This window comes from Nocardia fodinahabitans, from assembly GCF_052983615.1.
The window spans coordinates 2,050,347-2,062,547 of sequence record NZ_JBRJJC010000001.1; the positions used below are offsets into that span (position 1 = coordinate 2,050,347).

A 12,201-nucleotide genomic window follows, 5' to 3' on the forward strand; every position below is an offset into this window, starting at 1 on the left:
CCGGCGGCACCACGGGGCATATGCCCGATGTGGCGGGCGATCCGCGCGCCGCGACGTTGTACCCATACCGAAAAGGTGAGCTCCATGATTCTTCTCGGCGCACTACTCCTCATCGCCGGTCTCGTCTTCGGCATCTCCTTGCTGTCCACCGTGGGCGTGATCGTGCTGGTGATCGGCCTCGTCCTGGCCCTGGCCGGCAGCCTCGGCCGTCCGGTCGGCGGCAGACGGCACTACTACTGATCCCCCACCGGACTCTCAGGAGGTAGACCATGTCGGCGAACATTCCTCGCCTGCTCTCGATCCTGGTGCTGGTGTGGCTGATCATCGGCGTCATCGCCGCGGGCCAACGCGGCTACTACACCGATCGCGAGCAGAACTGCGCAACCCTCGGCACCATCGCGGTGACGGTGCTGGCCGGACCGTTGAACTACGCGGGCGTCAACCCCAAGGTCGACGACTGCGAATTGCCTGAACCGAGCCAGTAGACGGGCTCAGCTCTGACGCGGCCACTGCCCGCCGCTGTCGGACAACGTGGCCGGATCGGTGCTGCGCATGACGCCAGCCGCCGCGCGCACCGGTTCGCGCCGCGCCCGATCCTCGGCGTCGACCTCCAGTTCGGCCGGCCCGACCAGGATCACCAGCCCGGTGACCACCAGCGAGACGGTCGCGATCAACCACCCGAATCAGGAGTTCTGCGCCCGCGCCCTGATCAAATCGGCCAGCCGATCCAGCGACTCCTGATTGCGCGCGGCGAAGACCAGATCCTGCGCCAGCCCCGGGATCAGCTGGGCAGGACCGCTCGAGGCGCGCTCGGTCATCCGGATGGTGGTGTGCCCCGGCGTCGCCTCGGCCAGCGTGAGCCGGATCCAGGCCGACCCGACCGACCAGAGCCGCGCCTCCAACTCCAGCCGACGCGGCGGATCGGCGGCGCGGACCACGGTGGTGTCGCTGATCAGCACCGGCCAGAGGCCGAATCGGTACTGGATGCGGCTGCCGACCGCCGGCCAGTCGGGATCGACCCGGCCGATATGCGAGGCGCCGACCACCCAGCTCGCGTACAGCCAGCCGTCGGCCAGGGTCGCGAAGGCCGCCGCGCGGTCGACCGGCACGGTCACCTCGGCAGTCAGCATGTCTGATTTCCTCGTCCGTCGCGGGAATCCGGCCACTCCAGGGTAATTCGCACGCGGGCCCGCTGCGCGGTGAGAACACCCGTCCGAGGCGGCGCGGCGCGCCGAACCCGCGATGATGCGGGAAAATTGCTGTACACCGTTTGGACGTGGGATCGTTCCCCTATGTCCACCGAAGAAACGCGGCTCGGCGACCCGCCCGGCCCCGCCGACCAGGCCGGCGAACGTACCCTGTTCGGCCATCCGATCGGACTCGCCAACCTGTTCGGTGTCGAGCTGTGGGAGCGTTTCTCCTTCTACGGCATGCTCACGATCCTGGGCTACTACCTCTACTACTCCACCACCGAGGGCGGGCTCGGCCTCGACCAGAGCACGGCGCTCGGCATCGTCGGCGCCTACGGCGGCCTGGTGTATCTGTCGACTGTGCTCGGCGGCTGGATTGCCGACCGGGTGCTGGGTATGGAACGCACCGTCTTCTACGGCGGCGTCGTGGTCATGGCCGGCCATATCGCGCTGGCGGTGCTGCCCGGACTGGCCGGGGTCGGCGCCGGCCTCGTGCTCGTCGCGTTCGGCAGTGGCGCGCTCAAGGCGAACGCCTCGTCCCTGCTCGGCACGCTCTACTCGCCGTCGGACGCGCGCGTCGACGGTGGCTTCACCCTGTTCTATCTCGGTATCAACCTCGGCGCCTTCACCGGACCGCTGCTGACCGGTCTGCTGCAGCGCGAATGGGGCTTCCACGCCGGTTTCGCCGCCGCCGCGGTCGGCATGGCCCTCGGCCTGACCCAGTACGTGGTCTTCCGGCGCAACCTCGGCACGCACGGCCGCGACGTGCCCAACCCGCTCACCCGCCGCGAGCTGAACCCGGTGCTCATCGGCATCGCCCTCGCCGCGGTCGCGGTGCTGGTGGCGGTGGTGACCGGGCTGCTCACTCTGGACAACCTGTCCGATGTCACCACCGGCGTCATCGTGGTCGCCTCGATCATCTACTTCGCCGTGCTGCTCACCAGCGCCAAGGTGACCCCGGTCGAGCGCACCAGGGTGCGCGCGTTCATCCCGCTGTTCATCGCCAACGCGCTGTTCTGGTCGCTGTTCCAGCAGATGTTCACCATGCTCGCGGTGTACTCCGACGAGCGCATCGACTGGCGCATCTTCGGGTGGGAGGCGCCGGCGAGCTGGATCGGCTCGGTGGAACCGGTGTGGATCATCGCGCTGTCACCGCTGTTCGCACTGATGTGGACCAGGCTGGGCAACCGAGCGCCGAGCACGCCGATCAAGTTCGCGCTCGGCGTCATCGGCATGGGTATCGCCTTCTGGATGTTCGCCCTGCTGAGCGGCTTCGACGGCAAGACCGTGCCGGTGCTGGCGGTGTTCTTGATCCTCGGCGGCTTCGCCGTCTCCGAGCTGCTGCTCTCGCCGATCGGTCTCGCGGTGACCACCCATCTCGCCCCCGCCGCGTACCGCTCGCAGATGATGGCCCTGTACTTCTTCTCGGTCGGAATCGGCACCTCCATGGCCGGCACCCTGGCCCGCTACTACAACCCCGACAACGAGGCCGCGTACTTCGGCATCAGCGGTGCCGCGGCCATCGTGGCGGGTCTCGTCGTGGCCGCGTTCGCGCCGTGGATCAAGCGCCATATGCAGGGCGTGCACTGACCTGCCTCCGGGTACCCCCCGAAGACGTTCGTACAGAAGGAGAAGACCCGTGCCGACACCGGACGCCACGCCAGCGGCAGGCCGACCATCCGGCCGACAGAGCGGATTGTTCCGCACCAAGTCGGTCGAGCAATCGATCCTCGACACCGACGAGCCCGATTCCAGACTCCGCAAAGACCTGACGGCCTGGGACCTGACGATCTTCGGTGTCGCCGTGGTGGTCGGCGCGGGTATTTTCACGCTGACCGCGCGCACGGCGGGCAATGTGGCCGGGCCGTCGGTCTCGCTGGCGTTCGTGTTCGCCGCCATCGCGTGTGGTCTCACCGCGTTCTGCTACGCCGAGTTCGCCTCGACCGTGCCGGTCGCGGGCAGCGCCTACACCTACTCGTACGCGACCTTCGGTGAACTGGTGGCCTGGATCATCGGCTGGGACCTCATTCTCGAATTCGCGCTCGCCGCCTCGGTGGTCGCGAAGGGCTGGTCGCAGTATCTGGGCACCGTCTTCGGATTCGATTCCGCCACTGTGCAACTCGGGTCGGTCACCTTCGACTGGGGTGCGGTCACGCTGATCGTCGTGCTCGGTGTGCTGCTGGCCATCGGCACCAAGGTGTCTTCGCGGGTGTCGGCGATCGCGGTCGCGATCAAGCTCGCCGTCATCGCGCTGGTGCTGGTGCTCGGCATCACCTACTTCAAGGCCGCCAATCTGAGCCCCTACATCCCGCCGTCGCAGCCCGAAGCGGAGGGCGCCAGCGGCCTGCATCAGTCGCTGTTCTCGTTCCTCACCGGCGCGGGCGACAGCAGCTTCGGCTGGTACGGCCTGCTCGCCGCGGCCAGCCTGGTGTTCTTCGCGTTCATCGGTTTCGACGTCGTCGCCACCGCCGCCGAGGAGACCAAGAACCCGCAGAAGGCGGTGCCGCGCGGCATCCTGGGCTCGCTGCTCATCGTGACCGTGCTCTACGTCGCGGTGTCGCTGGTGCTCACCGGCATGGTGCCCTACACCGATCTGGCGGGCGAGAACGCCACGCTGGCCACCGCGTTCGCCATCCACGGCGTCGACTGGGCCAAGAACGTCATCTCCATCGGCGCGCTGGCCGGCCTGACCACCGTCGTGATGGTGCTGTTCCTCGGCCAGACCCGCGTGCTGTTCGCGATGTCGCGCGACGGGCTGCTGCCGCGCTGGCTGGCCCACACGGGTTCGCGCGGCACGCCGGTCCGGCTGACCGTCATCGTCGGCATCGTCTGCTGCGTGCTGGCCGGCTTCGTCGATTTCGGCACGCTCGAGGAAATGGTGAACATCGGTACCCTGTTCGCCTTCGTCCTGGTCTCGGTCGGCGTGCTCGTGCTGCGCCGCACCCGCCCCGACCTGCCCCGCGGCTTCCGCGTCCCGCTGGTCCCGCTGGTCCCCATCCTGGCCGTGCTCTCGTGCCTGTGGCTGATGGTCAACCTCTCGGTGGAGACCTGGCTGCGCTTCATCGTCTGGATGGTCCTCGGCTTCGCCGTCTACTTCGCCTACGGCCGCCGCCACTCCGTCCTCGGTAATCGCCCGTCGACCGGCTGACCAGCCCCATCGGCGATAAGGTCGGTTCGGCGCTGTCATCGGCGACACGCCGGGCCGACCTTGTATACCGACACGATTCCGGTACACCCGTACGAGTCGCTAGGCTGTCCCGGACGCCCCTATAGCCCAATTGGCAGAGGCAGCGGACTTAAAATCCGTTCAGTCTGGGTTCGAGTCCCAGTGGGGGCACTCAAGAAGACCCATGTAGATGGGTCGCGGCGTCATTTCCATGCCGTTTGATGGGCTTTCGCCCCACCCCCGGTCACCCCCCCTGAGCGGGTCAGGCATCGCCAGTAGGCGCAGGTAGCCCGTCCAGCAGCGCACCGGGCGTCGTTCTCAGCCCAGCTGCGAACTCGAGCCCGCGCTCGTAGCCGTGGGGCTGCCCGCCCACAGCCCGAAGTGCCCGCCACCGACACCACCCCGGCCATCCCTGCGCAGACCGGCGTGCGCGTGGACGACCTGTGGCACACGTTCGCGGTAATGCAGTTGATGGCCGGTACGCACTTCATCCAGGTGTCAAAGTGGCTCGGGCACAGCACCCGGCTAACAACCTGACAGAACCCGTCACCTCGGCGGTAGTCACGCCGCCGCAGTTTTCGAACGGGGCCAACGTGGTGCCGCTATTCGGGCGGCGTACGGCCGGGTGATAGTAACGGCTCGATGCCAAGGCTGGCGCATACAGCATCAGCAAGTTCATGCTCGCGCACTAGCACAGCGTTCTCACTGGCCCACAGCGCTTCCCGTATCTCCCGATTCCTTTGGGTCGCTGTGGGATCGTCAGAAGCGAGATCGCCGAGCTCTAGCGACTTAACCCAGTTGAAAGCTGCGCCGCGTGCCGCCTTGTGCGCATCTAGCACTGATTGAACGGTCGTGTACACGTTCACATCGGCGACCATTCGTAGTCGTTGCATCTCCTGCGAAAGATCGTCTATTGCCTGGTTATACCGCCCGAAGAATGTTGGCCCGCTCGGGCGCGTCGGCCCTTCATGGTAGTAGGGCTCATCCCCGCCTTCGGCGACTCGCGCAGCAATACCGCGCACGATTCGGGACTTCTCCATGACGGCGGCTGAAGCTTCCATCAGAGCCTCCCGTTGCCATTTGGTGTGCTCACGCGCGTCGGCCGCAGCAATCCCATCACGGTTGGTGCGGTTGCTTTTGACGACCCCGGTGTATGCGGCGGTGGCCACAAGAGCTGAGCCCAGCACTGGGAGCCACGCCTGCCACCACGCGGGCGAGCTCTGGACGATCTGGATGATCTGCTCGGGAGGCACGCACAGATCATCCCAGAGATCGCGGCTATGGGCCCGGCTTCATCTCAGGGGCGATCTGCGCCAGCATTGATGCCAGCCACCCGGCGGACTTGTGCCCGGGGGGCATAGCCGCTACGCCCTGCGTGGCCTCCGCGATCGCGTCGGCTTTGCGCCCGAGCAGCGCCAGCACGATGCCGCGCTGCACGCCCCAGAACCCAGCCGTGTACCAGTAGCCGAAGGCGGGCAACTCGATCCCGTCTGCTGCCTCGGCTGCCTTGTCGGCCAGGGCGAGCGCCTTACCGGCTTGGCGCAATTCCTTGCGTAACGCAAGCAGTTCCGCGCGCTGGTACCGGTCGTACACACCTAGAATCGGGTGTGCCCCGTCGACGCCGATAGCGGCGTCCGTGAGCGCAACTGCCCGCGCGGTGTCGCCCTGGTGGCGCGCCGTGTAGGCGCGGAAGCTGTAGGAGTGGGCGAGCTGGGACCGGTCCCCCGCCACCTCTGCCAAGCGCGCCGCGTCTTCCAGTGCCCGGTTGGAAACGTGCGGGCTACCGATGGCGTGCTCCAGCCAGCCCCGGTACCGGGCCACCTCCGACGCCATACACGCCGCCGCGGTTCCGCCGATCCGCTCAGCAGCCAGCGCCCGCGCTACGCCGTCCATCCCCCGGATCACCGGAGCGACGAGTTCCGCGCCCGCCACATCCTCCAAATGCCTTGTGCGTTCAAGGATTACCGCAACGTCCTCCAAGCTGGAACTGCCAGCGCCGGACGGGTCGGTGACTGTGGCCTGCAGCCGCTCCGGGTCAACATTCGCCAGCCCCAACGTCGGGTCACCCAGTACAGCGCGGTACCCGGCCAGAACCACCGGGGTTACCGGCTTGCGCCCGGTCTCAACCAGCGACAGGTACCCGGTCGTGAAACATGTACGTGCGGCCATCGTCCGCAGGCCGATACCGGCGATCGTGCGCAGCTCGCGCAACAGGCCCCCGGTCACCGCCCCGCCATCGGTAAACATAGGTAAACCGTATTGCTCGGGCCATTTTCTCGGTAGTCCCCGAGAGTATCTCTTAGCCCCACCGCCGGGGTATGTCGGGCAACGCTGCTCGGCACATCGGGCGTAGTGAGCTGCGCGGACGATGGCGAAAGCTCTGCGGCGGTGGGCGCATTCACCCAATGACCCACAGGGGGACTGATGAGCGACGCGATCAAATCTCAGCTTGATGCGCTGACCGAACGGGCCGCGAACAGGTCGATGGCAATCCGCCGCGCGCCAGAACCGCCCTACGGGTGGGAGCTGTACAGCCCGTTCCGGGTCGTCTGCCACGGATCGCTCGACAACGTAGCCGCGTGGCTCACCGCAGCCGAACAGCGCGACTGGTGCCCCATGACCGTGGGCGAGACCAGCGGGCGGGCGGACGGGTGATCACGCTCGGGTTCGTCGTTGCGGTGGGCTTGCCGCTGGCCGTGATCGTCGGAGTAGTGCTGTGGCCCGAGCGCATCCCGCCGGACCGCACCGTGTCAGCCATCCAGCAGCGCATCGAGAGCGAAAATGTCTCCCACCTGCGGAGACGCGGCCCCAGCTCCGGCCCACCCCGCTAGGGGCGTTCTCAAGGCCCCGCGAACCTACCTATAGGCCCCGCAAGCCCCCGCAGACCACCCCAAAACCACAAGGCCAGTGTGACTTTGAGAGCTGCCGCCGCGTATTTCCGCAGGTAACCGGGGCGTCGCCGGATCGAGCCGGAGGTTCCTAAAATCCGTTCAGTCTGGGTTCGAGTCCCAGTGGGGGCACTTCATCGGCACAGGTAGGCGCCGCGCGGCGCAGTCACGACACAAAATCCGGCGTCCACCGCGACATGTTGCGCCGGTTGACCGATTAGGCCGGTTTCGGAACGGACAGGCCTGTGCGGATACGTCAGCCAGCCCTTCCGACCGCGGTCACTGGGGTATGACGATGGGGCAGGACATGGCGCCCACGGCGCAGGCGAAGGCCTCGACGAGGTTCTGTGCCGAGCCGGTGCCGAGGGAGCTGCTGCCCGTGCCGGTGGTTTCCGCGGCGACCGGGCCTGCCGCGATGAGAAGGCCTGTAGTGACGGCGAGAGCCGCGACACCGGCGCGCAGTATTCGAGTCAGAAGGATCATGACCGAATCGTAGAGTCGGGCCCGCGATGTCGGCTGCCCCGAATATCGGGGTCGATGATCGTTAGAATCGCCTATGAGATCGAAGCACCCCTTCTTCCAGTTGGGAGCCGACAGCCGACGACTGGTTCATCTCTCGCTGTGCGACGATGCCCTGCTGACCTGGAACGGTTACGTCCGGGGAAAGCCCGCTGCGCTTCGCTACCGCGACTCGGTCGTGGGGATGTGGCACCACGTCGATGTCGAGCTGCCCGCCGATGCCCTTCGCGCGGCTCGGGCCGGTGTGGATCGCGCGGATATCGGCGGTAGGTATCTCGAGCCCATCGTCGCGATGCAAGACGACGATCTGGCATTCCCCGACTCGGTCGAGCTCGCCTATTACGCGATCTACAACTGTTTCCGCAAGTATGTCCGAGGTGATGTCGTCGCGGATTGGCTGATTGTCAGCCAGGCCTTGTCGGTTCACCCCCGGAGCGAAGTCGCGCAGCACCTGACGCGTGTGGTCGACGACATCATTCCCCGCGCGCGCGGGAGCGACGAGAACGTCGGACCGAGGGAATGACGCTGATCGATCGGCGTCCCCGGAGGGGTTCGACACAATGGGGTGGTCTATGTTGGTCGCGAGCCGACCACGGTGACGTGGACGTGCGGATTCTTCGGTAGTTCGGCAGTTCGAGCGCAACGAAGGGATCGTCATGCAGTCGGTTGTGGCTTTGATCGTTCGCGTCGGTTGTGTGGTGGCGACGGTGCTGGCGGCGGTGGGGTTCGCCGGGTCAGCTGCCGCGGGGCCGCCGGACCCGGCGTTGTGCGCGTGGCGGTTCATGTCGAACGACACCGTGTTGAATGTGGCTTTCCCCGATGCGAACTCGACGTATTGGGTGATGCCGTTCGCGCTGGGGCCGGGTGACTCGATCGAGTTGTCCGGTACCTATCCGGCCGCGCGGTACTTCTCGCTGAACACCTACGGGACGAATCTCGACACCGTGGACACGTTGCGCGACAACGAGATCGCCGCGGATCCGGGCAGTGGTAACCCGTACGTCGACGCCTCCGCCGCCGCGCTGCCCGCGTCGCAACAGCGGTGGCACGCCACGTTGGTCAACGGACCGGCCGACCACAGCCGCAACGAGATTCAGGCGGTCGCGAGCGGGCAGAACACTCCGATCGGGTTCGTCATCGTCCGGGTCTACGTTCCGACCGATCCGACCTCGGTCAGTGGCGGTGTTCCGCTGCCGGATGTGAAGCTCTCCCTCGCGGGCACCGAGGTTCCGGCCCAGCCGTGCGAGCAGCCCTTCGACCCGGCCGCATACACCGGCCCCGTCGCCGATGTCGCGAAAGCGGCCTTCGATCAGGGGATCGCCGCGGCCGCCTCGGGCGCGTTCCCCGGCAATGCCCCGGAGGCGACATTCGGCAATCCGGCCAGCACCGCCGGGCTCTTCCCGAACGGGGACAACAAGTACGTCGGGACCCGCATCAGCTATCAGCCGGGGCGGCTGCTGGTGGTGCGCGGCAAAGCCCCGACCTTCCCGGATACCAGGGCCGGACAGTCACCGACCGAGCCGGCCCAGATGCGGTACTGGTCGATGTGCCAGAACGACTTCCGCACCCCCTACCCTGTCGTCGCCTGCGCCGCCGACTTCGAGACCGCGCTCGACGCCTCCGGCTACTACACCTACGTCGTCGCCGTGCCCGCGGACCTGCCGACGGATCTCCCGCCGAACGTCACGCCGATTCCCTGGGGCAGCACCGACGTGGACAAGGTGCTGTTCCTGCGGAACATGACCCCGAGCGCGGCGTTCTACCCGAATTCGGTCCAGGCCTCCCAGGACTCCGGCGCCGACCCGGCCATCACGATGGGTCCGTATTACCCGCAAGCCACCTATTGCAGCGCCGAGACGTTCTCCGCCGGCGGCGCCGACGCCTGCCTCGCCTGAAATCGCCGTGTAGCCAGTCGGATGGCCACGGCGGGCGAGCCATTCGGACGGTCGCGGCGAAGTCGGCGGGCGCGCTGTGGCGTCAACCGGGTCGCCGCGCCTACGGAGGCGGCATCGGCAGGCGGCTACGGGCAGTCCGGGGCCGGGGCGTCGACGAAGAGCGGTTCGTTCGCGCGATTGATGTAGGCGACGTACAGCTCGGCGGGCCCGGTCCCGAGGTTGCGGCCCACATGGACGTGGTCGGGGCCGACGGTCTCGGACAGTCCCTGACCCGCCGAGTAGGTGGCCGGCACGCAGTCCGACTCGTAGCGCGTCACCTCACCCGCGGTCACGAAGGCCAGCACATTGCCGTCGTGATAGTGCCACCCGAGGGTGCCGCCCGGCGCGATGGTGATGCGCCGGAAGGTGAACACACTCGGCAACGCGGCGAACGGACCGAATCCGCTCACATCGACCGTGGTCAGTTGTTCGACAGTCACCCCCGAGGGCGGGGTGGCCGACGTCGAGGGCGCGAGAGCAACGATCGCAGCGGCGACCACGGCGCCGGCGAGGGCATTCCGGTGGATTCGCATCTTCGTAGTATACGAGCGGAACTACCAGGTCGAACCGCTGTTTCTACCCCGCGATCAGCCCCTTCGCGATATGGGTGACCTGGATTTCGTTGCTGCCCGCGTAGATCATCAGCGACTTGGCGTCGCGGGCGAGCTGCTCGACCTTGTACTCGGCCATGTAGCCGTTGCCGCCGAACAGCTGGACGGCCTCCATCGCCACCTCGGTGGCGGCACGGGAGGAGTAGAGCTTCATCGCCGAGGCTTCGGCGAGGGTCACCTTGTCGCCCGCGGCGGTGCGCTCGATGGCGTTGAAGACCATGTTCTGCACATTGATGCGCGCGATCTCCATCTCGGCCAGCTTGAGCTGGATGAGCTGGAACTGCGCGATCTCCTTGCCCCACAGCTTGCGGGACTTGGCGTAATCGATGCACAGGCGGTGACATTCGTTGATGATGCCGAGCGCCAGCGAGGCGATGCCGATGCGTTCGGCCGCGAAAGACTCCTTGGCACTGTCTTTTCCGTCGCCCTTGGCGGGGTTCTCGGTCTCGCCGAGGAGGCGGTCGGGGGTGATGCGGACGTTCTCGAAGAACAGTTCGCCGGTGGGCGAGGAGTTCATGCCCATCTTCTTGAACGCCGGGCTCTGCACGAAGCCGGGCATGTCCTTGTCGAGCACGAACGCGAGCACCTTGCGGTCGCGGCGGTCGGTGCCGTCCTCTTCGTCCAGCTTGGCGTAGACGACGGTGACGTCGGCGTACGGGCCGTTGGTGATGAACGTCTTGCGGCCGTTGAGGATGTAGTCCGCGCCGTCGCGGCGGACGTAGGACTTCATCCCGCCGAAGGCGTCGGAGCCCGAGTCCGGCTCGGTGATGGCCCAGGCGCCGACCTTGGCCATGGTGACCAGTTCGGGCAGCCAGCGCTTCTTCTGGGCGAGGGTGCCGCGGCTGCGGATGGTGCCCGCGGTGAGCCCGAGGCTCACGCCCATCGACGCCACCAGACCCAGGCTGACACCGGCCAGCTCGCTGTTGAGGATGACGCCCATGCTGCCCGCGCCACTGAAACCGCCGCCGGACTTGCCCGAGCCGGTGGTGCCGGCCTCCTCACGCGCGAGCGCCTTCTCGAGCCCTTCGCGCGCCATCTCGTCGAGCCCGAAGGTGGCGTAGAGCTTGCGGATGATGTCGAACGGCGGCAGCGCTCCGCTCTCCAGCTGGTCGACGTGCGGGGTGATCTCCTTGGCGATGAAACCGCGCACAGCGTCGCGGAACATCAGGTCTTCGTCGGACCACTGGTACATATCTGGACTCCCGAGGGATCGCCGGAACTTTGTCTCGAATATAGAACACGTTCTAGTGTGCGCCCGGCGTAGGTTCGTAGGTAGGGCGAATCGTCGACACGAAGGGGTGGTATCGATGCGAGTGGTCCAGCGAATCAGGGGATACGCCGAGGTCATCGGGCACGCGCGGCGAAACCGTGGCGATCTGGTCGGATGGCTCGGGCGGCGACCGCAGATCGCGGCGGCGACCATGACGTATGAGACGGCATTGCTGTTCAGCAACAAGCTCGATCCCCGGCTCAAGGAACTCGCCGAGCTCAAGACGGCGGGCCTGGTGGCCTGCCAGTTCTGTCTCGACATCGGCTCGGCGCTGGCGCACACCTCCGGGTTGACCAGGGCACAGATCACCGAGCTGCCCCGGTACCGGACCAGCGACGCCTATACCGAGCTGGAGAAGCTGGTGATCGCGTTCGCCGAGGCGATGACCGCGACGCCCGCGGTCGACCTCGAGGAGCTGCGCGACACCCTGCTCACCCATCTGTCCAAGGCCCAGCTGACCGAGCTGGCCGCGACCATCGCGTGGGAGAACCAGCGGGCGCGGCTCAACCAGGGCCTGGGGGTGCAGCCGACCGGGATGGCCGACGGCATGGCGTGCGCGATGCCGGAACCGCGCGTCGCCCACTTCGACGGAAAGTCGCGGGTGGCCGAACCCGGCCGATGAA

15 protein-coding genes and 1 tRNA gene are annotated in these 12,201 nt (G+C 67.1%); 9 read left to right on the top strand and 7 right to left on the bottom strand.

The window, feature by feature from the left end; translation table 11 throughout:
• Positions 1 to 84 precede the first annotated feature (84 nt).
• Positions 85 to 240 (top strand): DUF6131 family protein, encoded by a 156-nt coding sequence (locus NV348_RS09565; RefSeq protein WP_447146724.1) that lies wholly within the window; start codon positions 85 to 87, stop codon positions 238 to 240.
• 29 nt (positions 241 to 269) lie between these two features.
• Positions 270 to 485: a hypothetical protein gene (locus NV348_RS09570; protein ID WP_447146725.1), complete on the top strand. Its 216-nt coding sequence runs from the start codon at positions 270 to 272 to the stop codon at positions 483 to 485.
• A gap of 6 nt (positions 486 to 491) precedes the next feature.
• Here NV348_RS09570 and NV348_RS09575 read toward each other — a convergent pair whose 3' ends face one another.
• Positions 492 to 674 carry a hypothetical protein gene (locus tag NV348_RS09575; RefSeq protein ID WP_447146726.1) on the bottom strand — a complete coding sequence of 61 codons (183 nt, stop codon included), beginning with the start codon at positions 672 to 674 and terminating at the stop codon, positions 492 to 494.
• A 9-nt stretch (positions 675 to 683) separates the two neighbouring features.
• Positions 684 to 1,130 (bottom strand): SRPBCC family protein, encoded by a 447-nt coding sequence (locus NV348_RS09580; RefSeq protein ID WP_447146727.1) that lies wholly within the window; start codon positions 1,128 to 1,130, stop codon positions 684 to 686.
• 162 nt (positions 1,131 to 1,292) lie between these two features.
• On the opposite strand from NV348_RS09580, the gene NV348_RS09585 reads away from it, so the two are divergent.
• The 3 genes from NV348_RS09585 (at position 1,293) to NV348_RS09595 (ending at position 4,527) form a co-directional block, all read left to right on the top strand.
• Positions 1,293 to 2,780 carry a peptide MFS transporter gene (locus tag NV348_RS09585; protein WP_447146728.1) on the top strand — a complete coding sequence of 496 codons (1,488 nt, stop codon included), beginning with the start codon at positions 1,293 to 1,295 and terminating at the stop codon, positions 2,778 to 2,780.
• A gap of 49 nt (positions 2,781 to 2,829) precedes the next feature.
• The gene (locus NV348_RS09590) at positions 2,830 to 4,338 is read left to right on the top strand and encodes an amino acid permease (RefSeq protein ID WP_447146729.1); all 1,509 of its coding nucleotides are present in this window, start codon (positions 2,830 to 2,832) and stop codon (positions 4,336 to 4,338) included.
• A 115-nt stretch (positions 4,339 to 4,453) separates the two neighbouring features.
• Positions 4,454 to 4,527 (top strand) — tRNA-Leu (locus NV348_RS09595).
• A 431-nt stretch (positions 4,528 to 4,958) separates the two neighbouring features.
• Here the strand turns inward: NV348_RS09595 and NV348_RS09600 are convergent.
• The gene (locus NV348_RS09600) at positions 4,959 to 5,609 is read right to left on the bottom strand and encodes a hypothetical protein (protein ID WP_447146730.1); all 651 of its coding nucleotides are present in this window, start codon (positions 5,607 to 5,609) and stop codon (positions 4,959 to 4,961) included.
• 25 nt (positions 5,610 to 5,634) lie between these two features.
• Positions 5,635 to 6,603 (bottom strand): XRE family transcriptional regulator, encoded by a 969-nt coding sequence (locus tag NV348_RS09605; RefSeq protein WP_447146731.1) that lies wholly within the window; start codon positions 6,601 to 6,603, stop codon positions 5,635 to 5,637.
• A gap of 177 nt (positions 6,604 to 6,780) precedes the next feature.
• On the opposite strand from NV348_RS09605, the gene NV348_RS09610 reads away from it, so the two are divergent.
• Positions 6,781 to 7,011, top strand: a complete 231-nt coding sequence (locus NV348_RS09610; protein ID WP_447146732.1) for a hypothetical protein — start codon at positions 6,781 to 6,783, stop codon at positions 7,009 to 7,011.
• A gap of 512 nt (positions 7,012 to 7,523) precedes the next feature.
• Here the strand turns inward: NV348_RS09610 and NV348_RS09615 are convergent.
• Complete coding sequence (locus NV348_RS09615) at positions 7,524 to 7,727, bottom strand: hypothetical protein (RefSeq protein WP_447146733.1); 204 nt, start codon at positions 7,725 to 7,727, stop codon at positions 7,524 to 7,526.
• 73 nt (positions 7,728 to 7,800) lie between these two features.
• On the opposite strand from NV348_RS09615, the gene NV348_RS09620 reads away from it, so the two are divergent.
• Positions 7,801 to 8,286 carry a hypothetical protein gene (locus NV348_RS09620; protein ID WP_447146734.1) on the top strand — a complete coding sequence of 162 codons (486 nt, stop codon included), beginning with the start codon at positions 7,801 to 7,803 and terminating at the stop codon, positions 8,284 to 8,286.
• Between the two features lie 133 nt (positions 8,287 to 8,419).
• Positions 8,420 to 9,658 carry a hypothetical protein gene (locus tag NV348_RS09625; RefSeq protein WP_447146735.1) on the top strand — a complete coding sequence of 413 codons (1,239 nt, stop codon included), beginning with the start codon at positions 8,420 to 8,422 and terminating at the stop codon, positions 9,656 to 9,658.
• 125 nt (positions 9,659 to 9,783) lie between these two features.
• On the opposite strand, the gene NV348_RS09630 is transcribed toward NV348_RS09625, so the two are convergent.
• A complete protein-coding gene (locus tag NV348_RS09630) occupies positions 9,784 to 10,230 on the bottom strand; it encodes a cupin domain-containing protein (protein WP_447146736.1) in 447 nt (148 codons plus the stop codon).
• 43 nt (positions 10,231 to 10,273) lie between these two features.
• Complete coding sequence (locus tag NV348_RS09635; RefSeq protein WP_447146737.1) at positions 10,274 to 11,500, bottom strand: acyl-CoA dehydrogenase family protein; 1,227 nt, start codon at positions 11,498 to 11,500, stop codon at positions 10,274 to 10,276.
• 115 nt (positions 11,501 to 11,615) lie between these two features.
• On the opposite strand from NV348_RS09635, the gene NV348_RS09640 reads away from it, so the two are divergent.
• A complete protein-coding gene (locus tag NV348_RS09640; RefSeq protein ID WP_447146738.1) occupies positions 11,616 to 12,200 on the top strand; it encodes a carboxymuconolactone decarboxylase family protein in 585 nt (194 codons plus the stop codon).
• Position 12,201 lies beyond the last annotated feature (1 nt).